This is a genomic window from Synechococcus sp. CS-1333 (genome assembly GCF_025128015.1).
Classification (GTDB): Bacteria; Cyanobacteriota; Cyanobacteriia; order PCC-6307; family Cyanobiaceae; genus MW101C3.
Window position 1 is genome coordinate 187,362 of record NZ_JAHLYO010000014.1, and the last position, 22,875, is coordinate 210,236.

General features: G+C 69.3%; 28 protein-coding genes. 15 read left to right on the forward strand and 13 right to left on the reverse strand.

Annotation, left to right across the window (positions count from 1 at the left end):
* Positions 1–116 precede the first annotated feature (116 nt).
* From KQ303_RS05385 to KQ303_RS05395, 3 genes are all read left to right on the forward strand, one after another.
* A complete protein-coding gene (locus KQ303_RS05385; RefSeq protein ID WP_259729454.1) occupies positions 117–1,940 on the forward strand; it encodes an SLC13 family permease in 1,824 nt (607 codons plus the stop codon).
* A 32-nt stretch (positions 1,941–1,972) separates the two neighbouring features.
* Entirely contained in the window at positions 1,973–2,509 is a 537-nt protein-coding gene (locus tag KQ303_RS05390) for an isoprenylcysteine carboxylmethyltransferase family protein (RefSeq protein ID WP_259729455.1), read from the forward strand.
* A 274-nt stretch (positions 2,510–2,783) separates the two neighbouring features.
* Positions 2,784–3,128, forward strand: coding sequence for a helix-turn-helix transcriptional regulator (locus KQ303_RS05395; protein WP_259729456.1), 345 nt, complete (start codon positions 2,784–2,786; stop codon positions 3,126–3,128).
* Positions 3,129–3,137: 9 nt separating this feature from the next.
* On the opposite strand, the gene hemN is transcribed toward KQ303_RS05395, so the two are convergent.
* The gene (gene hemN / locus KQ303_RS05400) at positions 3,138–4,556 is read right to left on the reverse strand and encodes an oxygen-independent coproporphyrinogen III oxidase (protein ID WP_259729457.1); all 1,419 of its coding nucleotides are present in this window, start codon (positions 4,554–4,556) and stop codon (positions 3,138–3,140) included.
* Positions 4,557–4,679: 123 nt separating this feature from the next.
* Positions 4,680–5,420 (reverse strand): biliverdin-producing heme oxygenase, encoded by a 741-nt coding sequence (locus tag KQ303_RS05405; RefSeq protein WP_259729458.1) that lies wholly within the window; start codon positions 5,418–5,420, stop codon positions 4,680–4,682.
* Positions 5,421–5,529: 109 nt separating this feature from the next.
* On the opposite strand from KQ303_RS05405, the gene KQ303_RS05410 reads away from it, so the two are divergent.
* Together KQ303_RS05410 and KQ303_RS05415 are read left to right on the forward strand one after the other, a co-directional pair.
* Positions 5,530–5,886, forward strand: a complete 357-nt coding sequence (locus KQ303_RS05410; RefSeq protein ID WP_259729459.1) for a hypothetical protein — start codon at positions 5,530–5,532, stop codon at positions 5,884–5,886.
* 166 nt (positions 5,887–6,052) lie between these two features.
* Complete coding sequence (locus tag KQ303_RS05415; protein WP_259729460.1) at positions 6,053–6,376, forward strand: Mo-dependent nitrogenase C-terminal domain-containing protein; 324 nt, start codon at positions 6,053–6,055, stop codon at positions 6,374–6,376.
* Between the two features lie 41 nt (positions 6,377–6,417).
* Here the strand turns inward: KQ303_RS05415 and KQ303_RS05420 are convergent, their stop codons facing one another.
* Genes KQ303_RS05420 through KQ303_RS05435 form a run of 4 tightly spaced genes read right to left on the reverse strand, consistent with a single transcriptional unit; the run spans position 6,418 to position 9,452 of the window.
* Entirely contained in the window at positions 6,418–7,140 is a 723-nt protein-coding gene (locus KQ303_RS05420) for a long-chain fatty aldehyde decarbonylase (protein ID WP_259729461.1), read from the reverse strand.
* Positions 7,106–7,921 carry a hypothetical protein gene (locus tag KQ303_RS05425; RefSeq protein ID WP_311134123.1) on the reverse strand — a complete coding sequence of 272 codons (816 nt, stop codon included), beginning with the start codon at positions 7,919–7,921 and terminating at the stop codon, positions 7,106–7,108. The genes KQ303_RS05420 and KQ303_RS05425 overlap by 35 nt, the downstream gene beginning before the upstream one ends.
* The gene (gene acsF, locus KQ303_RS05430) at positions 7,918–8,961 is read right to left on the reverse strand and encodes a magnesium-protoporphyrin IX monomethyl ester (oxidative) cyclase (RefSeq protein WP_094510750.1); all 1,044 of its coding nucleotides are present in this window, start codon (positions 8,959–8,961) and stop codon (positions 7,918–7,920) included. The genes KQ303_RS05425 and acsF overlap by 4 nt, the downstream gene beginning before the upstream one ends.
* Positions 8,958–9,452: a hypothetical protein gene (locus KQ303_RS05435; protein WP_259729462.1), complete on the reverse strand. Its 495-nt coding sequence runs from the start codon at positions 9,450–9,452 to the stop codon at positions 8,958–8,960. The genes acsF and KQ303_RS05435 overlap by 4 nt, the downstream gene beginning before the upstream one ends.
* A gap of 221 nt (positions 9,453–9,673) precedes the next feature.
* Between KQ303_RS05435 and KQ303_RS05440 the strand changes: the two genes are divergently transcribed.
* Genes KQ303_RS05440 through KQ303_RS05470 form a run of 7 tightly spaced genes read left to right on the forward strand, consistent with a single transcriptional unit; the run spans position 9,674 to position 13,720 of the window.
* Complete coding sequence (locus KQ303_RS05440) at positions 9,674–10,042, forward strand: cation:proton antiporter subunit C (protein ID WP_259729463.1); 369 nt, start codon at positions 9,674–9,676, stop codon at positions 10,040–10,042.
* Positions 10,042–11,568, forward strand: coding sequence for a proton-conducting transporter membrane subunit (locus KQ303_RS05445; RefSeq protein ID WP_259729464.1), 1,527 nt, complete (start codon positions 10,042–10,044; stop codon positions 11,566–11,568). The genes KQ303_RS05440 and KQ303_RS05445 overlap by 1 nt, the downstream gene beginning before the upstream one ends.
* Positions 11,565–11,984, forward strand: coding sequence for a Na+/H+ antiporter subunit E (locus KQ303_RS05450; RefSeq protein WP_259729465.1), 420 nt, complete (start codon positions 11,565–11,567; stop codon positions 11,982–11,984). The genes KQ303_RS05445 and KQ303_RS05450 overlap by 4 nt, the downstream gene beginning before the upstream one ends.
* Entirely contained in the window at positions 11,981–12,229 is a 249-nt protein-coding gene (locus KQ303_RS05455) for a hypothetical protein (protein ID WP_259729466.1), read from the forward strand. Before KQ303_RS05450 ends, KQ303_RS05455 begins: the two co-directional genes overlap by 4 nt.
* Positions 12,226–12,543 carry a monovalent cation/H(+) antiporter subunit G gene (locus KQ303_RS05460; protein WP_259729467.1) on the forward strand — a complete coding sequence of 106 codons (318 nt, stop codon included), beginning with the start codon at positions 12,226–12,228 and terminating at the stop codon, positions 12,541–12,543. The genes KQ303_RS05455 and KQ303_RS05460 overlap by 4 nt, the downstream gene beginning before the upstream one ends.
* The gene (locus KQ303_RS05465; RefSeq protein ID WP_259729468.1) at positions 12,540–13,064 is read left to right on the forward strand and encodes a hydrogenase subunit MbhD domain-containing protein; all 525 of its coding nucleotides are present in this window, start codon (positions 12,540–12,542) and stop codon (positions 13,062–13,064) included. Before KQ303_RS05460 ends, KQ303_RS05465 begins: the two co-directional genes overlap by 4 nt.
* Entirely contained in the window at positions 13,061–13,720 is a 660-nt protein-coding gene (locus KQ303_RS05470; protein WP_259729469.1) for a Na(+)/H(+) antiporter subunit B, read from the forward strand. Before KQ303_RS05465 ends, KQ303_RS05470 begins: the two co-directional genes overlap by 4 nt.
* On the opposite strand, the gene KQ303_RS05475 is transcribed toward KQ303_RS05470, so the two are convergent.
* The 5 genes from KQ303_RS05475 to KQ303_RS05495 form a co-directional block, all read right to left on the reverse strand.
* Complete coding sequence (locus tag KQ303_RS05475) at positions 13,717–16,737, reverse strand: SMC family ATPase (RefSeq protein WP_259729470.1); 3,021 nt, start codon at positions 16,735–16,737, stop codon at positions 13,717–13,719. The genes KQ303_RS05470 and KQ303_RS05475 overlap by 4 nt on opposite strands.
* The gene (locus KQ303_RS05480; RefSeq protein WP_259729471.1) at positions 16,734–17,897 is read right to left on the reverse strand and encodes an exonuclease SbcCD subunit D; all 1,164 of its coding nucleotides are present in this window, start codon (positions 17,895–17,897) and stop codon (positions 16,734–16,736) included. Before KQ303_RS05480 ends, KQ303_RS05475 begins: the two co-directional genes overlap by 4 nt.
* Before the next feature lie 47 nt (positions 17,898–17,944).
* Positions 17,945–18,427 carry a DUF4079 domain-containing protein gene (locus KQ303_RS05485; protein ID WP_259729472.1) on the reverse strand — a complete coding sequence of 161 codons (483 nt, stop codon included), beginning with the start codon at positions 18,425–18,427 and terminating at the stop codon, positions 17,945–17,947.
* 129 nt (positions 18,428–18,556) lie between these two features.
* On the reverse strand, positions 18,557–19,261 hold the full coding sequence (gene pdxH, locus KQ303_RS05490; protein WP_259729473.1) for a pyridoxamine 5'-phosphate oxidase: 705 nt from the start codon (positions 19,259–19,261) through the stop codon (positions 18,557–18,559).
* Positions 19,262–19,338: 77 nt separating this feature from the next.
* Positions 19,339–20,025, reverse strand: coding sequence for a DUF6629 family protein (locus tag KQ303_RS05495; RefSeq protein WP_259729474.1), 687 nt, complete (start codon positions 20,023–20,025; stop codon positions 19,339–19,341).
* An 81-nt stretch (positions 20,026–20,106) separates the two neighbouring features.
* Here KQ303_RS05495 and KQ303_RS05500 point away from each other — a divergent pair, with 81 nt between their 5' ends.
* The 3 genes from KQ303_RS05500 (at position 20,107) to KQ303_RS05510 (ending at position 21,648) form a co-directional block, all read left to right on the forward strand.
* Entirely contained in the window at positions 20,107–20,472 is a 366-nt protein-coding gene (locus KQ303_RS05500; protein ID WP_259729475.1) for a type II toxin-antitoxin system VapC family toxin, read from the forward strand.
* A 179-nt stretch (positions 20,473–20,651) separates the two neighbouring features.
* Positions 20,652–21,431 carry a phytochelatin synthase family protein gene (locus tag KQ303_RS05505; protein ID WP_259729476.1) on the forward strand — a complete coding sequence of 260 codons (780 nt, stop codon included), beginning with the start codon at positions 20,652–20,654 and terminating at the stop codon, positions 21,429–21,431.
* Positions 21,355–21,648, forward strand: coding sequence for a nucleotidyltransferase family protein (locus KQ303_RS05510; RefSeq protein ID WP_259729690.1), 294 nt, complete (start codon positions 21,355–21,357; stop codon positions 21,646–21,648). Before KQ303_RS05505 ends, KQ303_RS05510 begins: the two co-directional genes overlap by 77 nt.
* A gap of 238 nt (positions 21,649–21,886) precedes the next feature.
* On the opposite strand, the gene KQ303_RS05515 is transcribed toward KQ303_RS05510, so the two are convergent.
* On the reverse strand, positions 21,887–22,267 hold the full coding sequence (locus KQ303_RS05515; RefSeq protein WP_259729477.1) for a hypothetical protein: 381 nt from the start codon (positions 22,265–22,267) through the stop codon (positions 21,887–21,889).
* Between the two features lie 5 nt (positions 22,268–22,272).
* Entirely contained in the window at positions 22,273–22,521 is a 249-nt protein-coding gene (locus tag KQ303_RS05520; protein ID WP_158217421.1) for an AbrB/MazE/SpoVT family DNA-binding domain-containing protein, read from the reverse strand.
* Positions 22,522–22,875: the final 354 nt, after the last annotated feature.

The following is a 22,875-nucleotide window of genomic DNA, read 5'->3' on the forward strand; positions in this document are numbered from 1 at the left end:
CTCCCATCGCCGTTGTCAGCATCGCCATTCCTGGCCCATGCGGCCGCATGGGCGCCTTGGTTCGCAATCAGACCTGGCGCAGCGGTAACCAACGGCATGGCGTGGAGGTCTGAGCCATGAGCGCCTTTCTCACCGTTGCCTCAGAGCCGGCCGGTCTGATCACACTGCTGGTGTTTGCCGGCGCGATCGTGCTGTTCATCACCGGCTGGCTGGCGCCGGAGGTGACCGGTCTGCTGGCAGCTGCCCTGTTGGTGACCTTCAAGGTGCTCAAGCCCGATGAGGCGGTCCAGGGGTTCGGCAGCCCGGCCCTGATCACGCTGATGGGCCTGTTTGCCGTGTCGGCAGGGTTGTTCCGCAGCGGTGGCCTCGATCGCCTGCGGGCCTTGATCGGCTCCGATGCGGTGCGCAGCCCGAAGCGCATGGTCGCGCTCATGGTGGGCGTGGTGGCCCCGATCTCGGCCTTCGTGCCCAACACCCCGATCGTTGCCACGCTCCTGCCGGTTCTGGAGGGCTGGTGCCACCGGCGCGGCATCTCCCCCTCAAAAGTGCTGTTGCCCCTGTCCTTTGCCACGGTGCTGGGGGGCACCATCTCCCTGCTCGGCACCTCCACCAACCTTCTCGCCAGCGATGTGAGCCGCCAGCTCGGCTATGGCTCGCTGGAGCTGTTCAGCTTCACGGCGATCGGGATTCCGATCTGGCTGATCGGCTCGGCCTACATGCTGTTCTTCTCGGAGCGCATGCTCCCCGATCGGGGATTTGAAGGCGACGACCTGCTCGGCTCCATGGCGCGCGAAGGCTACTTCACGGACGTACTGATCCCGTTGGAATCGGAACTGATCGGACAATCGCTGCACAACAGCCGGCTGCAGCGCCGCTTCGACGTGGACGTGCTGGAGCTGCATAGGGGCAGTGAGAGCTTCACCGCCCCGCTGGCGGATCTGGTGCTTCAGGCCGGCGACCGGCTAATGCTGCGCTGCAATCGCGACAACCTGCTGCGCCTGCAGCAAGAGCACACAGTGACCCTGGCGCCGATCACCGATCTGGACGAAGACATCCAGGAACTGGCCGGGGCTTCCAGCACCTCCCCCCAGCGCGTGGTGGAAGTGCTTCTGCCTGATGGTTCTGCGATCGTCGGCTCCAGCGTGCGGGATCTGCGCTTCCGCCAGCGTTACAACGCCACCCTGCTGGCGGTGCGGCGCGGCAACCAGGTGCTGCGCGAGCTGCTGGGGCGCGTGCAATTGCAGGCTGGCGACGTCCTGCTGCTACAGGCCCCGCTCGATGCGATTCGCGGCATGCAAGCCAACAACGACCTGGTGCTGCTTGACGAATTGGAGAAAGACCTGCCCACCACCAGCCGTAAGTGGGTGGCGGTGGTGATTTCGGCACTCGTGATCCTGTTGCCGATGTTCAAGTTGCTGCCGCTGATGGCGGCGGTCCTGCTGGCGGTGGTGGCGATGGTGGCCACCGGCTGCCTGCGTCCCGGAGAGCTGCAACGCTCGATCCGCTGGGATGTGATCCTGCTGCTGGGCTCGCTCACCAGCTTCAGCGTGGCGATGCAATCCACCGGGCTGGCCGAAGCGCTCGCCACCGACCTGTTGCGCTCGATGCAGGGCTGGTCGCCCTATCTGGTGCTGCTGTCGGTGACGGTGCTCGCGCAGATTTTCACGGAGGCCCTCAGCAACGGAGCCACCGTGGTTCTGCTGATCCCGATCGCCACCGAGGTAGCCAAAGGGTTGGATCTGCCGCCGATGGCCTTCATCTTCGCCGTGATGTTCGCCGCCAGCCAAAGTTTCCTCACGCCGATCGGTTATCAGACCAACCTGATGGTGTTCGGCCCCGGCCGCTACCGCTTTCTCGACATGACCATCTACGGCCTGCCGCTCACCCTCACCCTGGCCGTGACGATGCCCTGGCTGATCTGCCGCCACTTCGGCATCTGAGCCCACACTGGAGGGAAGCGCCAAACCCTCCTGTGCTCAGCAAGCTGAACGAACGTCTGCAGCGCTGGGGCTTCAGCTGGAGCGGCTGGCGTGACAACCGTCGTGGTGAATGGTGGCTGGTGGCCCAGCTGCTGCTGATCGCCGCCCATCTGCTGCCGGCCACGCCAGCGCCCAGCCGCCTTGGCATCGACTGGCCGCTGCCCTTGCGGCTGGTGGGCCTGGCCCTGTTGGTCGTGGGTCTGGGGCTGGCCCTGCAGGCGTTCCTGAAGCTGGGCGACAGCCTCACGCCGCTGCCCGAACCGATGCCCGGTACCGCCCTGGTAACGGGAGGGCCCTACGGCCGCTGTCGCCATCCGCTGTACCAGGCAGTGTTGCTCTGCTCGCTGGGGATGGTGATCGCCCTGGGCAGCCTGCTGCACCTGTTGCTGCTGCTCGGCCTGGCCGCCGTGCTGGGGGGCAAGGCCCGGCGTGAGGAACGGGCCCTGTGCGACACCCATCCCGACTATCCCGCCTACCGGGAGCACACGCCGGCGATCGTGCCCTCACTCCCCTGGCTCGACTGGCGCTGAAGCGGTACGCAGGGCAAGACTCTCGCCTGCACCAGGTTTCAGGGCATCTCCGCCTCCGCCTGCAGGCGGGCGATCCCTCAACGGCGCCGCCAAACCTATCAGCCTAAAGCTGTTGTGCCTTTCTCCACATAAGTGTCAACATGCGACAGGATGTGCATGACGATCGGACTCTCCAGTTCTTCGTCCTGTTCTCACGCACTCAACAGGTGCGTCACCCACGCCAAAACGGCAAACATGACGCCATGATGGTTGGCGTTGCTAGGTATTTTGCGGAATGAGTGCTGCGGCCGATGGGCTAGTTGCAACCCCCCAGCTTCTGGAAGAACTCAGCCAGTTCTTTCGCCTCCTGAGTGAGCCGGCGCGGCTGCAATTGCTCTGCCTGTTGAAGACGGGCCCCCAGGATGTGGCTGCCCTGATTGCCTCCACCGGCTTCAGCCAGTCCCACATCAGCCGCCAGCTGAGCCAGTTGCAGCGGGCGGGGCTGGTGCGCTGTGAGCGGGAGGGCACCCGCTTGATCTACACCGCCGACGAGCCGCTGGTGGACGATCTCTGCATGTTGGTGATGGGCCGCCTGCGGGAACGGCTTGAACAGCAGCTTGAGCACCTGCAGGCCGCCTGATTCGTCGCCTCAGACCAACCGCGACCCGCTGGCCTTCAGTCGCTGGCGGGGATCAAACACCGCAGCGATCGTACGGATCAACCAGCGTCCTTCCGTGCTGACGCGGAAGCCATTGGGCTCCAGCTTCAGCAGGCCGTCGGCCTCCAGGGCCTGCAGGTCAGCCCATTCTGCCGCGAACCGCTGGGGGCCGTTGAGCGGCTCTGCTCCACCATGGGCGTTTATAGCTTTGCCGGTCTGATCCGCGCCGCCAAGGTGGGCAAAATCGACGCGAAAATCGCACATCAAGCGCTGAATGATGCGACGCCTGAGCAGTTCATCAGGATCCTCCACCACCAGCCCCCGCTCCACCGGCAGTTCGCCGGCATCCAGCGCCTTCAGATAGGCCCGGAGATCTCGCTGGTTCTGGCTGAACAGGGTGGGGTACTGGCTGATCGCCGTGACGCCGATCGCCAGCAGGTCGAGCTCCCCACCGGTGGTGTAGCCCTGGAAATTGCGATGCAGGCGGCCAGCCCGCGCCGCCACGGCCAGGCTGTCCTCCGCCAGGGCGAAGTGGTCCATGCCGATGGCGTCATAGCCGTGGCTGGTGAAGGCGTCATAGGCGCCCTGCAGCATCTGCACCCGCTCGCGCTGGCTGGGCAGATCATCAGCAGCGATCTTGCGTTGCAGCGGCAGTTGCTCGGGCAGGTAGGCGAAGCTGAACAACGACACCCGATCGGGCCGCAGCTCCTCCACGAGCGCGATCGTGGCGGCGAAGCGTGCGGGCGTCTGCAGCGGCAGGCCGCAGATCAGATCCACGTTCACGCTCTCGAAGCCCGCCTCCCGCATCCAGCCCATCGCCCGCCGCAGCTGATCGGGCGGCACCACCCGGTTCACCGCCGCCTGCACTTCAGGATCGGCGTCCTGAATGCCGAAGCTGATGCGGTTGAACCCGAGGCGGCGCAGGCCCAGCACCTCGTCACGGCTGAGAAATTCCGGATTCACCTCGATCGAGGCTTCCAGGCCGGGGTCCAGATCGAAATGGAGGGCGATCAGCGCCCAAAGCTCCGCCTGCTCGCTCACGCTCAGGTAATTGGGAGTGCCACCACCCCAGTGCAGCTGGCTGAGGCGCCGGCGCTGGCCCGAGGCCCGCTGGATCAGCGCCAGCTCCCGGCCCAGGGCCTGCAGGTAGGGGCCCACCACCTTCGAGCCGGCCTGGGTGGTGATCCGGTTGCAGCCGCAGTACCAGCAGGCATGGCGGCAGAAGGGGATGTGCACGTAGAGCGACAGGGGCTCGCTGCTCGGCCGGGCCAGCTCCGCCGCCAGTTCACCAGGGCCCACACCGGTATGGAAGCTGGCGGCTGTGGGGTAGCTGGTGTAGCGGGGCACGGGCTTGTCGTGCTTCAGCAGCAGCTGCAGCGGTTCGAGGCGGGCAGGAGCGGTGGTGGGCATGGGACGGGGGGGGCGCGCAGGAGAGGGTGAAGAAAGAGGGGAAGAATGGAAGAGGCAGCAGCCAGGGGCAGATGGCGCGGCGGGAGGGCCTGAGGCACGACATCCAACCGCCAGCTTTCGGGCTCAGGCGGCGCCCAGATCGCCCAGTTCGGCCAGCAGGCGCTGGGTGTCCTGGAAGGCCACCACCGCTTCTTCAAGCAGCTCGCCTTCTTCCGCCTCGCTCAGGTCGAGTTGCTCAAAGGCGTCGTGCAGGGCGGCCTTGAGCACCGGCAGCGGCTGATCGAAGGCCCAGAAGCGCACGGCAGGCAGGCCATGGGCCGCCAGGATGGCGTTGGCCTGCTGGGCCAGCTGTTGGCCGCCGGAGAGATCGCCGCCGTAGCGCACGTAGACGTGGGCCAGAAAGCGGTGCGGAGCCTGCTGGGCCAGGTCCTGCAGATGCTCGAGCCAGAGGGCGGCAGCGGCGGAGCGCGGCGTGGCGGGCGCTGCCGCCAGGGCTGCCGCATCGGCGGCGAGGGCAGCACTGCGGGCCAGCGCCGCCCAGGGGAAGTCGATCGCGCCAAGGGCCGCGGCCAGCTCAGGGCCCTGTTGCTCGATCAGGGCGTAGCCGGGGCCCAGCGCACGGATCAGGGCCGCCAGCTGCAGCGGGCTGGCCTGGCCGTCGAGCAGGGCGCGTGAGAACTCCATACCTTCGGCCTGGTGGTGGGCGGCGCCGATGCGGCCATGCAGACGGCGCACCCGCGGGCCGAAACCCTTGCGGGCCGCCAGGTCGGCGGGGCTGGCGTGATCGGAGAGGTCGCTCGGGGAGGTAGCGGGTAGGGAGGCGGACGCGGGGGCGAAGGCCGCGGCGGGGTGCGTGGTGGTCATGGCGAAGGCAACCGGGGCGGGGCCTGATGAGGCCGAACCAGCTAACGGTATCGCGCTACCGTTATGTCGTTGTTTCGTCGTTGCAGATTCGTTGCAACGTTCAGCACCCATGGCTGCCACCCCCTCCACTCCCCAGGTCTGCGGCGCAAGGCCGCTGCAGCTGCTGCTGGCTCCCAGCGGCCAGCTCAGCGACGACGGCCAGCTGCGGGAACTGATCGCCGAGCGGCGCGACCGGCAGGGCGCCAACGTGGAGCTGTGGTATCTGCGCCCGGCGGTGCTGGCGGCCCTGCTGCCGGAGCATGGCGCGGGTCAGGAAGCAGTGGTGGCCGCTGATCCGGCGGTGATCACCTGGTTGCAGCTGCGCTTCGGCGGCAGCGTGAGCACTGCCGTCCTCGATCCCCAGCAGCTGCACAACCGGGCCGGCGGGCTGCCGCCGCGGGCGCCGCTGGCGGCGGTGACGCTCTGAGGTCTCCGTTCAGGACCTCCACACCGAGGTGTCCAACGCGACAGCCAGACCCACCGGGCCGCTTCAGGGTCTGGTGGTGCCGCTGGCCCCTCGCGCCCGGATTCCGCCGACCGCCAGCCCCACGCCGTCTTCGCCTCACTCCTCCCTGGTGACCAGGGCTTCCGTCATGACCCTCAGCCCGCTCCGGGGCCCCCGCCAAGGGGTTCTGATCGATCGGCTCCGCCACTGGCTCGATGGCATCGGCCCGCGTTCCCTGCCGCTGGCCCGCCTGCTGGTGCGGCTGATTCCTGCCCGCTGCCCGTTCGAGCGCACCGTGGTGATCGCGGGCCACACCGTGCTGCACATCCCGCCGCTCTGCCAGATCAACCCCCTGTTCGATGAGCTGATGGCGCTGCGCTTCCGTGCCCTCTGCCGCCTGGAGGCCCACCAGCAAGGCCAGCAGGAACGGCATCAAGACCGCCAGCCTCAGGCCCGGCGGCAACACTCCTGACCCTGGCGAGGGCCACCGCGCTCAGCCTCAGGCCACTGGATTCACCCGCAGGCCACCGCCGCCAGGCGTGCGGCCAGGCGCGTGGCCTGGCGTGGGGCGAAACCGACCGCCTCCAGCGCCGTGCCCAGGCAGCCCATGAATTCCCCCACCAGCGCACTGGGATCGATGCCGATCACTTCCAGATCGCCGTGCACCTCCCGCAACATCGCCATCGCCACCGGCACCGCCCGCTCACACCAGCGGCTGAGCGGCGCCGCCACGGCAGGGAAGCGGGCCGCCAGCTGGCGCTCGCCGTAGTCGAGGTGTTCGGCCTCATCGGCCAGCACCGCCGCCGTGATCGGTGCGGCGTAGGCATCGGCCACCGGCAGATAGCAGCGGTAGGCGGCCACGGCAAAGCTTTCCACGATCAGGCACTGGATCACCAGAGCCCCCACCGTGTCCGTGGTGCTGAACGCCTCATTGAACAGGGCGCGCAGCGGCGCGAACAGGCGGCGCGCCAGGGGGAGATCGGGGCGAATCGCCAGCTGGCGGCCGCAGCCCACGAAATCCACGGCGTGACGGCCTTCCATCGCCGCCAGGCGCCGCAGCTCGTCGCCGTCTTCCGGCAGCAGCTGGGCCAGCTGGCGGAAATGGTGATCGGCCAGGCCCTCGCCCACGATCACAAGACCATTGATCCGCCCATAGGCATCGCGATACGCAGGGGTGAGCGCGGGAGCGGGCATGGTGACCTCAGGTGATGGAAACGGGAAGGGGGTGATGGCCAACAGGCTGCGCCTCGGGGGCACCAACAGCCGCCGGCTCTGGGGAACGGCCACCGACAGGCTCCGGCACAACAACAGCCGCCGGCTCCACCGGCAGCGGTTCGTTCATGGCGGCGCGGGCCGCCAGCCAGCGGTCTGAGGCGGGCATGGTCAGGCAGTCGTCGAACCAGGGGCCGCCCAGCGTGTAGTGCAGGATCTTTGGGGCCGCCGGCAGGGGCTGCACCCCCACCAGCACGTTCCATTCAGGCCGCAGCGCGCCGATCTGCTCGTCGGCCAGCCAGTGGAACTGATGCAGCTCCAGGCCCGAGGCGCTGTTCACCAGCTCCGGCGTGAGCGCCATGCAACGCGCGCAGTTGAAGAGCATCACCGACGACCAGTTCTTGCGGCCGTAGGGCGTCTGGGGCATGCCCTGGAACTTCAGCCCCTGCTCACACACGTGCTGGTGCTTCACCAACTGCACCGCATAGCGCTCGTCGCGCAGGGCCCAGAGCTCGGCGAGGTCCGCCAAGCAGAGCATGTCGGCATCGATGAACAGGGCCCAGCCCCGGTAGCCCGCCAGCCAGGGCACCAGGAAACGGCTGAAGGAGAAATCCGTGCTCTGGCGCGGATCGCGTTCCCGCTGGTACACCCCCGCCAGCTGATCGAGCCGCACCTGACCGATCAGCAGCGGCAGGCTGGAGCGGGCCTGAAAGGAATCGGCGAGCACGTTCACCGCCACCCGTTCCCGCGGGTCGTAGCCGATGAACACGCGCGGGATCTCGAAGCCGGCGGGTGTGTGGGTCATGCCCCCTCCGCCGGCACCATCGGCTGGCAGAACTGCCGCAGCAGCAGCCCGGCAAAGCGCAGCTTCAGGCCCAGCCTGCGCAGCAGTGCGCCCGGCTCCGTCTTGAGCGCCTGCATCTGCTGGAAGCAGGTGACCAGGCGGTCGCGCAGCTCCAGGTAACGGCTCTGCTCGAGGTCGAACACCCAGGGGAAGGCGCGGCGGGCGGTGCGGTTGGTCTGGCGCATCACCTCGGCATCGAAGCGGCGGGGATCCATGCCCAGCAGGCGGTAGAAATCGCCCCGCTCACACACGGTGAGGCTGTGGGTGAGAAACACCGACCAGAGGAAGAAACGGCTGAGCAACTTGCCGCGCAGCCCCTGCTTCAGACCGGGCCAGCAGCGGATCAGCAGGTTGAAGATGTCGCCGTGGCGGTTCTCGTCCTGGCACCAGGGCTCGAAGAAATCGAACAGCGGCGCAAAGGCGTTGTCGGGGTTGGCCTTGAGATGGCGGTCGATCAGGATGTAACGCCAATAGCCGATCTTTTCGGACAGAAACACGGAATAGAGCACCCAGCTGAGCGGGAACCAGGTGATCGGCCGCTTGGTGCTCAGCTTGGGCAGATCGAGCTCGATCCCTTCCGCCACCAGCGCCCGGTTGAGGAAGCCGGCATGGCGGGCTTCATCGCGGGCCATCAGCTGGAACAGGCGGCCCAGCTCCTGGCGTTCGGCCTGGAACAGGCGGCGGGAGAGCTCCTTGAACAGCAGGAAACCGGAGAACTCCGACACGCACGACCGCACCAGATAGCTCTCGTAAGCGGTCTTGGCTTCCGGGCTGAGAGCGCGCAGACGGTCGAGCGGGGCCTTGCGGTCGAAGTGGTCGCGGTTGTGATCGGCCTCCATCTCGGCGAGCATCGCCTCGAAGGCAGGCCGCTGCTGCTCCAGGTCGGTGCGGGCCGCCTTGTCGATCTCCGTGGTGTAAAAGCGGGGCGTCAGCAGGTCTTCGCGCAGGTGGGGGGCGGCCGGGGTGGCAGCGGCGGCGGGCTGGCGGATGGTGGCGGTCATCGGGAGGCGCTCGAGAGGGGGACAGGGGCGGCGGCGGCGCGGGCATAGGCGACGGCATCGGCGCCATGGCGATGCAGGTGGAACCACTCCTGCAGATCGAGCAGCCAGCCGAGCCGCTCGGCGCTGCCGGCGGGGGTGCAGCCTGCGAGCTCGGCGGCCTCGCGGTGGCTGTAGCGATGGCCGGGGCAGAGGCAGCCCACTTCGGCGAGCCAGCGCTCCTCCAGCCGCAGATGCAGACCCAGTGCCCGCACCAGCTGACGGCAGCAGGCAGTAGAGGCCTCGCCGTCGATCAGCTGCTCCAGCAGCGCCTCGATGCGGCTGTGCTGCCGTTCCAGCAACCGGCTGCGCTCTGACCAGAGCCGCGGCCAGGGCCGGTTGCGGCCGCGCCGCTGCCAGCGAACACGCTGCCGGGCGGCCGGCAGTGCTTCGGGGGCTGGCGGCAGGGGAGGCGCAGCAGGGGAGGGGGCGGGGAGCGTCAACACCAGTGGCATTGTTCAACGCTATAACGACATCGTGATACTAGAGGATGGCGGTCAGGCCGCAACCGTCCGGTTACAGGAGCCGGGGAGTCTCTGCACAGCAAAGATCGCGAGGAATGGTCAAGGCCGAGGGCGCCTGCTCTGGCCTGCGCAGGGCGTTCCGACAGCTCACGGCAGCGACGGCTACCGTCTGCCCACTCAGTCCCGGCAGACCGCCGGAAGACCCTGACTCCATGGCTCCCTTTCGTCTGCTTGAGCTGCTCATCCTGGGGGCGGTGCTTGCAGGTTTTGCGGGCTTGATGCTGCGCCGCAACCTGTTTCTCAAGATCCTGTCGATGGACGTGATGGGCTCCGCAGTGGTGGCCCTGTTCGTGCTGGTGGGGGCCCGCTCCGGCCTGCGCAGCCCGATCCTGCCGGCCAGCCGCACCGCAGCCATTGATCCGGGAACGCCCTGGGCCGACCCCATCCCCCAGGCAGTGATTCTCACCGCGATCGTGATCGGCCTTTCGATTCAAGCGTTGCTGCTGGTGGTGATCACCCGCCTCTCGCGCATTGATCCCAGCCTGGATCTGGCCAGCTTCGACACCGGTGGCCAGCGGTGATGCTCACCTTCATCCAGGGGCTGACGCTCACCTTGACGCCGCTGCTTACCACCAAGGCAATGGTGATCGCCTGGTTGCTGCTGCCGTTCCTGGCCGCCTTCCTGGCGGCCGTGCTGCCACCGCTGGCCCGTTGGCTGGCCCTGCTCTGCAGCCTGGCCACCACCGCGATAGCCGTGGCGATTCAGCTCGGCGGCCTACCCGGCAGCATCGAACTGCTCGGCGCCTACGGCGTGGCCCTGAACACCGATGCCGTCGCCGTGCCGTTCCTGCTGCTCAACGCCATGGTGTGCAGCGCGGTGGTGATCGACAGCTGGCGGCGGCCCCTGCCGGGCCCCTTCCTGTTACTGCTGATGGTGCTGCACGGCGGCCTGTGCACCGCCTTTGTGGTGACGGACCTGATCAGCCTCTACGTGACGCTTGAAGTGGTGGGGATCAGCGCCTTCCTGCTGATCCTGATCAGCCGTTCCGACCGCTCGCTGTGGGTGGCCCTGCGCTACCTGCTGATCGGCAACACCGTGATGACGCTGTTCCTGATCGGGGCTGCCCTGGTGTATCTGGAGCGCGGCAGCTTCCGCTTCGAGGCTGTGGCGAGCACCAGCAGCATCGCCGCCCTGGCCCTGATACTGGTGGGCCTGCTGATGAAGTCCGGCCTGTTCCTCTCGGGCCTGTGGCTGCCCGTCACCCATGCCGAGGCGCCGGCGGAGGTATCGGCCTTGCTCTCGGGTGTGGTGGTCACCGCCGGCATCGCCCCGTTGCTGCGCCTCAGCTACGGCGTGCCGGCCCTGGGCCCGGTGATCACGGGCGTCGGTCTGGCCAGTGCCGTGCTGGGCCTGATGTTCGCCCTCGCCGACGCCGATGCCAAGCGCCTGCTGGCCTGGAGCACCCTGTCGCAGATGGGGCTGGTGGCGCTCTCGCCGGTGGCCGGCGGCTTCTATGCCCTCAGCCACGGCACCGCCAAGGCGGCGATGTTCCTGGTGGCGCGCCGCTTCCCCGACCGCGCCCTGCAGGGCTGGCGGGAACGGCCCCTGCCTGCCGGGGTGTGGTGGCCGCTGTGCATCGGCTCGCTCTCGATCGTGGGCCTGCCGCCCCTGGCCGGCTTCACCGCCAAGGCGGGCCTGTCCGGTGCGCTCTCCCTGCCGCTCGAGGTGGCCGTGACGCTGCTGAGCATGGGCACGGCGGCGGCCTACGCCCGCTTCTGGGGCGCCCCGCTGATCCGCAGGCCGGCAAACGGCAGCAGTGCCAGCGGGGACACCCCTGAACCCGCCTGGTCTCTGGGGGTGATCCTGCTGGTGCTGGCGCTGGTGGTGATCGGCGCTGCGACCCTGACCTGGACCGACAAGCCCGTCAGCGCCATCGCCAAGAGCGCCCTGGTGCTGCTCGGCGGCTGGGGCCTCCACCAGCTGCTGGAAGGGGACGGCCTGCGGCTGCGGCTGCGGCTGCGGCTGCCCGAGCTGGAGGGCCTCTCCGACCTGCTCGGCGGTATCGGCGTGGTGGGCGCGGGCCTGCTCGTGATCCTGAACCGATGAGACGTCTCCTGCCACTGCTGCTGAGCACCGCCTTTCGGCTGGCGGTGTGGTGCCTGCTCACCAGTGATTTCAGCCGGCTCAACCTTCTGATCGGGGTGGTTGTGGCACTGCTGCTGCCGCGCACCCGCTCGCGGCCCCTGCCGCTGCGGCTGTTGCTGAAGGCAACGCTGCGCGCGCTGCTGGCGATTCCACAGGCCTACGCCGAGGCGTTCCGGCTGATGCTGGCGCCGGGGGTGGTGGAACGCGAAACCAGCGAACCGGCCACCGATCGAGCCCTGCCGCTGCTGGTGTTCCTCGATGTGTTCCGCATCACGCTCACCCCGTTCACGATCGTGCTCGGCCTTGAAGACGGCGGCCAGCGCTACCGCATCCACTCCCTTCTTCCTGCCGCCAGAGCGGAGGCCTCCGACCGATGACTGTGTTGCTGTGGGGCATGGTGGTGGCCCTGCTGATCCCGATCGCCGTGGCCTGCCGTCCCTCCGATGTGTGGGACCGGCTGGCGGCCTTCTCCAGCGTCTCGTCGAAGGTGGCGCTGATCATCCTGGTGGTGTCGGTGCTGCGCGACGACCGGATGCTGGGGCTGGTGGGGGCGATCGTGCTCAGCGCCGGCAACGCCGGCCTGCTGCTGCTGGCCAACCTGCTGCGGGAGGTGGAGCGATGAGACCGGACTCCTTCGCGGATCACGCCAGCCTGCTGCTGCTGGGCGCGGGCCTGGTGCTCTGGTTCTGGGGCACCTGGCCGCTGCTGGGCACGCACAGCTACCTGCGCAAACTCCACGCCCTTTCGGTGGCCGACACGCTCGGATCCTCGCTGATGCTGCTGGGCCTGCTGCTGCGTATCCCCGGGCAATGGCCGCTGCTCACCCTGGCGCTGGTGGGCCTGATCGTGTGGAACACGATTTTCGGCTACGTGCTGGCCGCCTGCTCGCTGCCGTCCCATCCCAGCCGCCCCACGGAGGAGGAGCCCACCCCATGACCGCGCTGTTCGATCTGGCGGGGCAGCTCGATCTGATCCTGCCGATCACCGCCCTGCTGCCGCTCACCGCCGTGCTGCTGGTGAGCCAGTCCAACCCCTACCAGACCCTGGTGCTGCGCGGCATTCTCGGTTCGGTGGCCACCTTGCTCTATGCCCTGCTGGGGGCGCCGGACGTGGCGATCACCGAGGCGCTGGTGGGCACCCTGCTCTCCACCACCCTCTATGCCGTGGCGCTGCGTTCCTCGATGGCGCTGCGGCTCTCGTTTCCCGATCGCGCGCCGCCGTCGCCCCAGTGCCAGCAGCTGTTGCGGGCCTGGCTGGAGCCCGCCGGCCTGCGGCTGCGACTGGTGCCGCCGGCGGAGGCGGCCCTCGCTGCCGCCGATGGCTGTCACGGCCGCCTCGAAGCCGACCAGCGGCTGGTGCTGGCGAACCCGCGGCTGCTGAAGCGCCTGCAGGCCCTGGAGGGCTATCGCGCCTGGCGCGAGAGCGGCGGCGCGCTCGACCTGGCGGACGCCCTATGACCTGGCTCTACCTGGTGGCCGCCACGGCCCTCTGCCTCTCCCCCCTGGCTTCGGCCCTGCCGCCGGCCGCCGATCTGGTGCCGCTGATCAACACCCTCGTCGAGCAGACGAACGTGCCGAATCTGGTGTCGGGGGTGATCCTCTACACCCGCCTCTACGACACGGTCACCGAGGTGGTGGTGTTCACGCTGGCATCGATCGGCGTGCGCTTTCTCTTTGCCGGCGAAACGGCCAAACCAAGCGTGCGCGCCCTTGCTGATGCTCCTTCAGTGGTGCTCTGCCAGCTGGGCGGCACGATCGCCGCCCTGATCGGTGTGGAGCTGGCCCTGCGCGGCCACCTCTCGCCCGGAGGCGGCTTTGCGGCGGGGGTGGCCGGCGGCACGGCGATCGGGCTGGCCCTGATCAGCGGCTCGGCGGAACTGTCCGATCGTCTGTACCGGCGCTACCGCGCCGACCTGTGGGAGAAGGGGGCGGTGATCGCCTTCGTGCTGCTGGCCGCCCTCACCCTCGGTGGCCTGCCGCCACCGCCCGGGGAATTCGGCAGCCTGGCGGGTGGCAGCTGGATCCCGCTGCTCAATGTGCTGGTGGCGATCAAGGTGACACTGGGCTCCTGGGCGATGGTGCAGCTGTTCGTGCGCCACCGAGGGCTGCTCTAGAAGCTGCTGCTCAGCCGCAGCGTGGAGCCGCGGTCGCCGGCGATCACCTCGATGCCGCCGCGGATGCGCTCGCGCAGGGCGCTCACGTGGCTGATCAGGCCGATCATGCGGCCGCCCTCGCGCAAGCGGTCGAGCTCGTCCATCGCCAGCTGGAGGTTGTCGGGATCGAGGCTGCCGAAACCTTCATCGATGAACAGGGCCTCCAGAGGCACCCCGCCGGCGTGGGCCTGCACCGTGTCGGCCACGCCCAGGGCCAGGGCCAGGGAGGCCTGGAAGGTTTCGCCGCCCGAGAGGCTGCTCACCTCCCGCTCCTCGCCGGTGTACGCATCCAGCACCCGCAGGCCCAGCCCGGCGTTGCGGCCGCCGTGGCCGCCCTCATCGGTGAGCCGCAACTGGTAGCGGCCGGAGGTCATCAAGGTGAGCCGCTGGTTGGCGTAGCCGCAGATGTCGGCGAGGTAGGCGGAGAGCACCCAGCGCTGCAGGGAGATGTAGGGGGCCGCCTTGCCCTGGCAACGGTTGGCCACGGCACTGAGCCGCTCGGCCCGCTCCTGCTTCGCCGCCAGGGCGGTGGTGCCGGTGCGGTGTTCGGCGGTGAGGCGGGTGATCTCCCGCTGGGCGGCCCGAGCTTCGCTGTGGCACTCCACGGCCCGGGTGCGTGCCCCATCCAGGCGGGCCACGGCCTCGCCGGCGGCGGCGGTGTCGGGCCGGGCTTCCGGCAGATCGGCCAGATCGGGGGCGGACAGGAGGTTGCGCTGCTCGATCACCGCCGCCTCGTAGGCCGCGATCCGCTCGACCAGCTTCAGGCGCCAGCTCTCCTCCTGCAGGGCCACCGCGGCATCCTCCGCCGTGGCGAAGGGTGAGGCGGCCAGCTCCTGACCCAGCCGCCGGGCCGCCTGCTCCAGCTCGCTGGTGGCACGGGTGTGGGCGCCCACACCGGCCACCAGGGCCTGGAGGGCGGACTCCAGAGGCCCGAAGGCCCGCAGCACCGCGCCTGGCTCCAGCCCCTCCCCCAGCTCCCGCGCCACCTGCTCCGCCAGGGTCCGCTGCCGCTGGCTGGCCTCGGCGGCGGCCCGGCGCTCCAGGGCGATGGCCGTGGCGGCCGCCTCAATGGCCTTGGCCAGCTGCTGGCGTTGCTGCTCCCGATCGGTGGTCTGCTGTTCCAGCGCCGGCAGGCCTTCGGCCAGGGACTGGGCCGCCTGGTGGGCCGCAGCGGCCGTGCCGGCGGCCTGGCGGGCGGGGAGCGGATCGACGCCGTCGCCCGCCTTCTCCAGCACGGCGGCGAGGGCGGCCTGGGCGTTGGCCAGGGCCACTGCGGCCGCCTGTGCCGCCTGGGTGGCCGCGGCCAGGGTCCGTTCGGCGGCGGCGATCGTCCCGTCGTCCACGGCATCGGCCGAGGGCCGGGCCGGCGCCGGATGGTCGGCGGAGCCGCAGACCGGGCAGGGGGCGCCGGCGGCCAGACCCCCGGCCAGGCGGGCGGCCATGCCCTCGATCTGGCGCCGCCGCAGCTCGTTGAGGCCGGCGGCCGCCGCGTTGACCTCGCGATCGGCGCCGTTCCTGGCGACCTCTGCCCCGTTCTGCCGCTCCCGGGCCGGGGCGATGGCTTCGGCGGCAACGGCGCGGCCATCAGCCTCCCGGGCGGCCCGCTGCAGGCCCTCGAGCTGGTCGCGGGCGCTGCGGGCCTTGGCGAGCAGCACCAGCTCCCGCTCCTGCTCCGCCGCCAGCCGCTCCTGCTGGGCGACGGCGGTGGCCCGCCCGGCTTCGGCCTCGCTGGCCCGCTGGCTGGCGGCGGCCGCCGCCCCCCCGGCCTGGGCAGCCTCCTCGGCTTTGCGGGCCAGCTCCCGCACCTCCGCCCCCCGGGCGGCCAGGTCGGCACCGGCAGCGGCGAGGGTTTCGGCGGACGGCAGGGCCACCAAATCCAGCTCCTGCACCGACGGCGGCAGCGCCCGCGCCCCTGCCCTGGCCTGGATCGTGGCGCGCAGTTGCTCCTGCAGCCCCCGCTCCACCAGGGCGAGGGCACGGCGGGCCCCCTGTTCCGCCACCAGGCTCGGGCGCAATGTTTCGGCCCGCTCCGCCTGGCTGAGCTTCTGGCGGAACTCCGCCACCGTCTCCTGTTTGGCCTCCAGCTCGCCCAGTTGGGCGCTGGCGGCGGCGCGCCGGTCCCAGCGGTCCGCCTGCGCCGCCAGGGTCGCCAGGGTCGTCTGGGCCGCCAGCAGGCTGGCGGAGGCCTCCCCCAGGGCGGCCTCGGTGCCCTGCACCACCCCGCCGATCCGCTCCACCAGCGCTTCGAGGCCGGCCTGGTCGGCGGGGGGCGGAGGCGCTTCCGCCCCCTCCGGCGGCTCGGGCGCCTGGGGGTCCCAGGCGTCGGCCGCCCGGCGCCGCAGCACCTCCTGCTCCCGGGCCTGATCCAGCGCCAGGTTCCGCGCCGTGCGGGCCTGGTCTTCGAGCCACCAGCCGGCCCGCTCGTAGATCACCGTGTCGAAGAGGGTCTTGAGCAGGGCTTCGCGCTCTTCGGCCTTGGCCCGCAGCACCTCGGCGAAGCGCCCCTGGGGCAGCAGGATCACCTGGCGGAACTGGGCGGCGCTGAGCCCCACCAGGTGTTCCACCTCCCGCGTCACCTCGGTGGTCTTCGCCGCCACGGCCTGCTCCGGTTTGCCGGCGCCCAGCCGGAACAGGAACGCCTGGGGCGCCTTTTCGGTGGTGCCCTGGCCGCGGGCCTTCGGGGCCGTGTGGGCGGGGACCCGCTCCACCCGGTAGCGGGCGGCGCCGCAGGAGAACTCGAGGCTCACCCGGGGTACGGCGCCGGGGGGGGCGTGGTCAGAGCGCAGCCCCTTGACGCTGCGGTCGCCCGACACCTCGCCGTAGAGGGCGAAGCAGAGGGCATCGAGCAGGAAGGTCTTGCCGGCGCCGGTGGTGCCGTGGATCAGGAACAGCCCCTCGGCGGCCAGGGCGTCGAAGTCGATCGCCACCGGATCGGCGTAGGGCCCGAAGGCCTCGATCGCCAGCCGGTGCGGCTTCACCGCTCCCCTCCCCGTTCCGCCGCCGCCAGGGCCGCCCGCAGCAGCTCGGCCTCGGGCTCGCCGGGCGGCTGGCCCTGCTGGTCGGTGAAGAAGGCGCTGGCCAGCTCCAGCGGCGAGCGGGCCTGGCGCACCTGGCGGTGGCGCTCGGCCTCGCCGGCGCGGGCCACCTCGGGGGGCTCGTGGCGCAGCTCGGCGATGTGGGGAAAGCGGGCCCGCAGCCGGGCCATGGCCTGCAGGGGCAGGGAGTCGTCGGTGAGGATCGCCCGCACCCGCGCCTCGCTGGCGGCGGCGTGGGCAGGGTCTGAGCAAAGCTCCTCGATGGCCCCCCGCAGGGTGCACAGGGGCCGGCCCACCTCCAGGGGCACCACTTCCACGCTGGGCGTCCCGTCGGCGGCCAGCTCCACGATCCGCACCGACTTGACGTGGTGCTCCTCGGAAAAGGAATAGGCCAGCGGAGTGCCCGAATAGGCGACCCGGGGGCCGTCCAGCTGCTGGGAGGCGTGCAGGTGGCCCAGGGCCACGTAATCGAAGCCCTCGAAGGCCGCCACGCTCACCCGGTCGACGTTGCCGATGGTGAGCTCCCGCTCCGACTCCGAGGTTTCGCCGCCCGCCACGAAGGTGTGGGCCACCAGCACCGAACGCTGGGGCGGCCGTTCGCGCCGATCGGCGTGGATCCGCTCGATGGCCAGCCGGGTCACCTCCTCGTGGCGCAGGCGCACCGGTTCGCCAGCCAGGGCCGGCCCAACCACCGCCGGCTCCAGGTACGGCAGGGGATAGATAGCCACGGGCGTGCCGCCGGCCCTGGGCGTCACCAGCACCGGCTCCTGGGCCCGGCCCACGTCGCCCCGCACCGTGATGTTGAAGGCGGAGAGCAAGGGGTCGTACACCGACACCCGCACATGGGAATCGTGGTTGCCGGCGATGGCCACCACGGCCGTGCCACCGGCGCTCAGCCGGGCGAGGGCGTCGTTGAACAGGGCCACCGCCTCGGCAGGAGGAATGGCACGGTCGTAGAGATCGCCAGCGATGAGCACCGCATCCACCTGGTGCTCCAGAGCGAGCGACACGATCCGCGAGATCGCCGCCGCCTGCTCCTCCAACAGCGAGACCCCGTGAAAGCTGCGGCCCAGATGCCAGTCGGAGGTGTGCAGCAGACGCATTGGGCCAAGGTAAGCAGGGGCGGACGCCTACGGCCCGCGCCGTGCCATCAGCTCATGGCAGGGACAAGCGCGGGCGTGACCGAAGAGGCGGAGCTGAGCAGCTTCTGCACGATGGCGATGCCGCTGATGGCCTGCCAGCCGAACAGGGTGAGCACGAGGCCGTTGGTGGTCACGTGCAGGGTGCGGGCCCAGTCCTTGCCTTTCTGCAGGGAGGGGCCGAGCGAGGCGGTGACGATCACCAGCGCCGCCACACCAAGGCCGACGAACAGGTGCGGACCGAGGATCAACTTGCCGTTCTTGAGATAGGTGGCGGCCATGCCACCGACGGCACCCAGCAGGGTGACCGCCAGGATCACCGGGCCGAGCCGGGCGTGCCGCGCGCCGTAGTGCTCCTGCAGCATGGCTTTGCGGTCTTCCGGGCTGGCCTTGCGGATCAGGCTGGCCTTGAAGCCCAGATAGCCCGAGTAGAGCATCAGACCCAGCAACCCCCACATCAGCACGGGGTGAACGAAGTTGAGCGCAAAGGGCATCGAACCTGGGCGACGGAACAGACGGAACCCGCAGCTGCGGCGTCACCTGCACCATGGCCACGATCGGGGGGCCTGAATCGGCAGCCCCCCTGACCATCTCTCAAGGTGAGTGCTTGTGCTGGGGCGGGCTCAGGGCGCCAGCCGCTCGATCAGCCAGGCGCTGCCGCTTTCACCACCGCTACCTGCCTCCGCCGCGCCACCTTCCCCCGCTTCCCCCGCCCGCCTGTAGCGGAAGCGATCGTGCAGGCGGTTGGGCCGGCCCTGCCAGAACTCGAATTCGGCCGGCACCACCCGCAGGCCGCCCCAGGCCGGCGGCAACGGCACCTCCCCACCAGCGAAGCGGCGTTGCATCGCCTCCCATTGCGCTTCCAGCAACGAGCGCGAGCTGATCACGGCGCTCTGCTGCGACACCCACGCCCCCAACCGGCTGCCGAGCGGCCGTGAGAGGAAATAGGCGAGCGATTCGGCCGTGCTGATCCGCTCGGCCCGGCCCAGGATCGCCACTTGCCGCTCCAGCCCGTACCAGGGAAACAGCAGGCTCACCTGGGGGTGAGCGGCGATCTCGGTGGCCTTGCGGCTGTCGTAGTGGGTGAAGAACACAAAGCCGCGCGCGTCGAACGCCTTGAGCAGCACGGTGCGGGCACTGGGACGCACGCCATCGCTGGTGCCCAGCACCATGGCGTTGGGCTCCTCCAGCCCGGCGGTCACGGCCTGATCGAACCAGCGGCGGAACTGCGCCACCGGGTCGTCCGCCAGATCAGCCCGCCGCAGGTCGGCCTGCTGGTAATGACGCCGCAGCTGGGCGGGATCGGTGGGGACGGGAGCGTCACTCATGGCGGCGGATCACAGAGGCGGTTCACCCCTTGGCGCTACAGCTTCGAACCACAGATTCAAAGCACAGCGGGGCGTCGTCAGGCCACCAGCACCACAGGCTCCGGATCGCGAAGAATCCAATAGAGCGAACCCGACAACAACGCGCTGAACAAGCACCACACCGAGGTGAAGGCGTAGCTGAAAGAAAGGTGCGACAGCAGAAACACCACTAGCAAAGATCCAGCGAACCCACGCAGCCGTCCCGAGCGGCTGAGTAGCAAGGGAGCGATGATCACCATGCCGTAGAGCGTGCTGCCGACACCGAGACTGATCCAGCGGCTTGCCAGCAGGGTCGTGGTGTAGCTGAGGGATCCGTTCACCACCACCGGCTCGAACAGAGCGCCATCCAGCAGCAGCGGCAGCCAGAGCCCGGCGCCCACCAGCAGGCCAAGCACCAGAGCGGTCTGCAGCAGGCGGTGACGCAGACCGGGCAGCAACTGCCGGTTCAGCCGCAGGGCGCACCAGGGAAACCAGGCCAGCCAGAAGGCGTAGGCAAAGAACAGATAGGCGAGCGCGGCGGGATGCACGAGCGCGGCGGCACCGCCTGGCGCCAGGCCAAGCCAGACCACACCCTCCAGGGTTTGTTGCACCGAGAAGAACAGCGGCGAGAACGCCAGGGGCAGCAGATCGCTGCGCTGGGCTTGCTGGCAATAGCGCACAGAGGCCACGCCCACGGGCAACAGCGCCGCCGCCACCACGAAGCTGGCGCTGCTGGAGAAGCACATCGGCGTGGCGCCGTCTCCGGCAGCAACTGATTGTCGTCAGCCTGGCGCGGCGAGGGGTGGCAGCGTCGCCTGAGGTTGCGGATGGCCCTGGCCTGGGCAGATCGCCTGGCTCCGGGAACGGCAGGCCTCACGTCGATGAATGAGGCCGAGATTTTGCATGGCATCGCTCGCCTGCCGGAGGGCCGGCGGCGGGAGGCGTTGCAGCGAAGCTGGGACACACTGCTGCCAGCCCCTTGCCACGAACGGGTGTGGGCACTCGATCGCGAAGCCGCGCATTGGCATGCGGAGGTACTCAGGCAGCGGGAACGCCTGGGCCGGCCGATGACCACGGCTAGTGCGGTGATCGCTGCCACCACCCTGGCCCGGAGTGCTCGCCTGGCCACCCGCCATGTGGCCGATTTCGAAGGGATCGGGATCGATCGGATCAACTCCTGGCAGGCACCATGAGCTTGTGGGCTCGATCACCACCTTGAACAGGCGGAGTTCTCACCCCTGGGCCGTGATCCTGCAGGCTTTTGGCGCGCATCGGGTGCCAGCGGAAAGCCGCCAGCAACGGCATTGCTGAAGACGGACCCATCGAATCCTGGAGTTCGTGCCACAGCCCCGGATCCGGAAACCGCCAAGGCTTGCTTGCGTCGCCACACTGGCGCAAACCGCAGATCCATCCCCTGACCCCGCCCGCTTCCCGCCCCTGTCGTGCCCTGCCGGCCGTTCTGGGCCTGGCGCTGCTGGCCCTGCCACCGCTGCTGCCTCGGGCCCTGGCGCAACCCCCGGCAGCCACGATCCCCCTGCCGGAACCCCAGGGCCAGACCCTGCTGCTGCAAAGCGCCGATCGCGCCGACTACGGTCCCCTGGCGGAGCAGTTCCTCACCCAGGCCAACCTGGCCTACTGCGGCGTGGCCAGCATGGTGATGGTGCTCAACAGCCTGGCGGTGCCGGCGCCGGCGGCAGCGGGCTACGGCAGCTACCGCTTCTGGACGCAGGACAACGTGTTCGAGGCCACCGCCACCCGGGCGGTGCTGAGCCCCGAGCTGGTGGCCCGCCAGGGCATGACCCTGCAGGAGCTAAGGGCGCTGCTGGCCAGCCATGGCCTGCAGGCCCGCGCCATCCACGGCGACCGGCTCAGCCTGGCCCAGTTCCGCCTGCTGGTGCGCAGCAACCTCGCCCGCGCCGACGACCGCCTGCTGGTCAACTACTTCCGCCCGTCCCTCGGCCAGGCCGGCGGCGGCCACATCTCCCCGCTGGCCGCCTACAACGCCAGCACCGATCGGGTACTGATCCTGGATGTGGCCCGCTACCGCTACCCGTCGGTGTGGGTGCCCCTCGCCGATCTCTGGCAGGCGATCCGCACCACCGACAGCAGCTCCGGCCTCAGCCGCGGCGTGGTGGTGGTGCGGCGGGGCTGAGGGAGGCGAGTTCGGTTCGGTAGCTCGTGGGCTTGACCGGCCAGGAAGTGACCTTGATCTGTTGGTGGATCTTGAACAAGGCCATTCCCTGCTGGAAGTGATCGCACTTCAGCAGGAGCTTGAATCCCTGCTCAACTGCCGTGTTGATCTAGCCGAACCCGATCAGCTGCATCCAACGATCGGCATTCAGGTGATCGCAGAAGCCAGGCCGTTGTGAGTAAAGACCTGCTCGATCTCGAAAGCATTGCTGAAGCTTCGAAAAGAATCCGTTGCTATACCCAGGATGGTCGCGCCAGCTTCCTTGAGTCAACACTCCACCAAGACGGTGTGATCCGCAACCTGATCGTGATCGGGGAAATGGAAAGACGCCAAGAGCGTCACCCTCAAGGAACACCAGGAGCGGACGTCGGCGGCAGGCTCCGAGTTGGTTGAGCCATCAAGGCCCTGATTCCCGCTCAGGGACCTGCCGGCACAAACACCCGTGGCGCCAGATTGAGCTGGCGGCTGCGCCGCACAAAGCCGCGATCATCAAACGACGCCATCGACGCGCAACTGCGGCAGCTTGCATGGTGGAGGGCATCAGCGAAGTCGAGCCCGTTGCGCACACCGGCCACGGCCTGCTCCAGGGCTGGCCGGTCTTCTGCCGTGAGGCCGGGATGGGCCAGCAGGTGGTCGAACACCTGCAGCAACTGCTCCAGCTCCAGAGCCACCGTCTTGGCCAGGAACAGCGGTTGGCCGGATTCGATCAGATCCAGGGCGGCCCGGCGCTGGCGTTCCGTGGCTGCATCGGCGTCGTCCTCCGCCACGAAGTAGCGGGCCAGCACATTGGTGTCCACACCAATCACGGGCGCAGCAGGCTGGCGGGGTCGAAGTCCGCCGGCACGGCTGGCCGGCTGGACCTGAGCAATCCGAACCCGCTCTCCGCCAGGGTCTGCTCCGGCTTCCAGGGGCGGAGCTCGATGTGATCCCCCACCAACGCGAAGCTCACGCGGCTGCCCCTGGCCAACCCGAACTGCTGGCGCAACGCCTTGGGGATGGTCACCTGCCCCTTGCTGGTGATCGAGCTGGTGACGGCATCGGCAGAGTCCATCGAAACGCACTCCCGGGGCTGGGTATTACCTGGTAAGGCTAGCTGCGGGCGGCTCGCACGAGTACGCGGCTGGATGAGGTGGTTCCTGCGCATCCTCGTGGTGCGGCTCTATGGCTACATCCACCTGGTACCGATGATCGAAACCGAAGGGCACCGGTTTCTGAAAACGATCATCCCCAACCGCAAGGCCAACCGCTTCTACAAAACGTCCGCGCCCGCTGGGCCTGCATCATGCCCATCCCCTCCTCACCTGAACTTGATCCTGCAGAGCAGCGAAAACGGGTACTCGCGGAATGCAAGGGCCGGTTTTTATGTGTCCAAAGTACGGACACTTATCCCCTTGGACCGCTCACA

What these genes read in the sequence shown, in the direction of transcription:
- KQ303_RS05460 (WP_259729467.1), top strand. Translation starts at nt 12,226, where the DNA reads ATGAGACCGGACTCCTTCGCGGATCACGCCAGCCTGCTGCTGCTGGGC.
- KQ303_RS05385 (WP_259729454.1), top strand. Translation starts at nt 117, where the DNA reads ATGAGCGCCTTTCTCACCGTTGCCTCAGAGCCGGCCGGTCTGATCACA.
- KQ303_RS05450 (WP_259729465.1), top strand. Translation starts at nt 11,565, where the DNA reads ATGAGACGTCTCCTGCCACTGCTGCTGAGCACCGCCTTTCGGCTGGCG.
- KQ303_RS05435 (WP_259729462.1), bottom strand. Translation starts at nt 9,452, where the DNA reads ATGCCACTGGTGTTGACGCTCCCCGCCCCCTCCCCTGCTGCGCCTCCC.
- acsF (WP_094510750.1), bottom strand. Translation starts at nt 8,961, where the DNA reads ATGACCGCCACCATCCGCCAGCCCGCCGCCGCTGCCACCCCGGCCGCC.
- KQ303_RS05455 (WP_259729466.1), top strand. Translation starts at nt 11,981, where the DNA reads ATGACTGTGTTGCTGTGGGGCATGGTGGTGGCCCTGCTGATCCCGATC.
- KQ303_RS05500 (WP_259729475.1), top strand. Translation starts at nt 20,107, where the DNA reads ATGGCCCTGGCCTGGGCAGATCGCCTGGCTCCGGGAACGGCAGGCCTC.
- KQ303_RS05405 (WP_259729458.1), bottom strand. Translation starts at nt 5,420, where the DNA reads ATGACCACCACGCACCCCGCCGCGGCCTTCGCCCCCGCGTCCGCCTCC.
- KQ303_RS05440 (WP_259729463.1), top strand. Translation starts at nt 9,674, where the DNA reads ATGGCTCCCTTTCGTCTGCTTGAGCTGCTCATCCTGGGGGCGGTGCTT.
- KQ303_RS05480 (WP_259729471.1), bottom strand. Translation starts at nt 17,897, where the DNA reads ATGCGTCTGCTGCACACCTCCGACTGGCATCTGGGCCGCAGCTTTCAC.
- KQ303_RS05495 (WP_259729474.1), bottom strand. Translation starts at nt 20,025, where the DNA reads ATGTGCTTCTCCAGCAGCGCCAGCTTCGTGGTGGCGGCGGCGCTGTTG.
- KQ303_RS05520 (WP_158217421.1), bottom strand. Translation starts at nt 22,521, where the DNA reads ATGGACTCTGCCGATGCCGTCACCAGCTCGATCACCAGCAAGGGGCAG.
- KQ303_RS05410 (WP_259729459.1), top strand. Translation starts at nt 5,530, where the DNA reads ATGGCTGCCACCCCCTCCACTCCCCAGGTCTGCGGCGCAAGGCCGCTG.
- KQ303_RS05395 (WP_259729456.1), top strand. Translation starts at nt 2,784, where the DNA reads ATGAGTGCTGCGGCCGATGGGCTAGTTGCAACCCCCCAGCTTCTGGAA.
- KQ303_RS05415 (WP_259729460.1), top strand. Translation starts at nt 6,053, where the DNA reads ATGACCCTCAGCCCGCTCCGGGGCCCCCGCCAAGGGGTTCTGATCGAT.
- KQ303_RS05445 (WP_259729464.1), top strand. Translation starts at nt 10,042, where the DNA reads ATGCTCACCTTCATCCAGGGGCTGACGCTCACCTTGACGCCGCTGCTT.
- KQ303_RS05465 (WP_259729468.1), top strand. Translation starts at nt 12,540, where the DNA reads ATGACCGCGCTGTTCGATCTGGCGGGGCAGCTCGATCTGATCCTGCCG.
- KQ303_RS05485 (WP_259729472.1), bottom strand. Translation starts at nt 18,427, where the DNA reads ATGCCCTTTGCGCTCAACTTCGTTCACCCCGTGCTGATGTGGGGGTTG.
- hemN (WP_259729457.1), bottom strand. Translation starts at nt 4,556, where the DNA reads ATGCCCACCACCGCTCCTGCCCGCCTCGAACCGCTGCAGCTGCTGCTG.
- KQ303_RS05425 (WP_311134123.1), bottom strand. Translation starts at nt 7,921, where the DNA reads ATGACCCACACACCCGCCGGCTTCGAGATCCCGCGCGTGTTCATCGGC.
- pdxH (WP_259729473.1), bottom strand. Translation starts at nt 19,261, where the DNA reads ATGAGTGACGCTCCCGTCCCCACCGATCCCGCCCAGCTGCGGCGTCAT.
- KQ303_RS05470 (WP_259729469.1), top strand. Translation starts at nt 13,061, where the DNA reads ATGACCTGGCTCTACCTGGTGGCCGCCACGGCCCTCTGCCTCTCCCCC.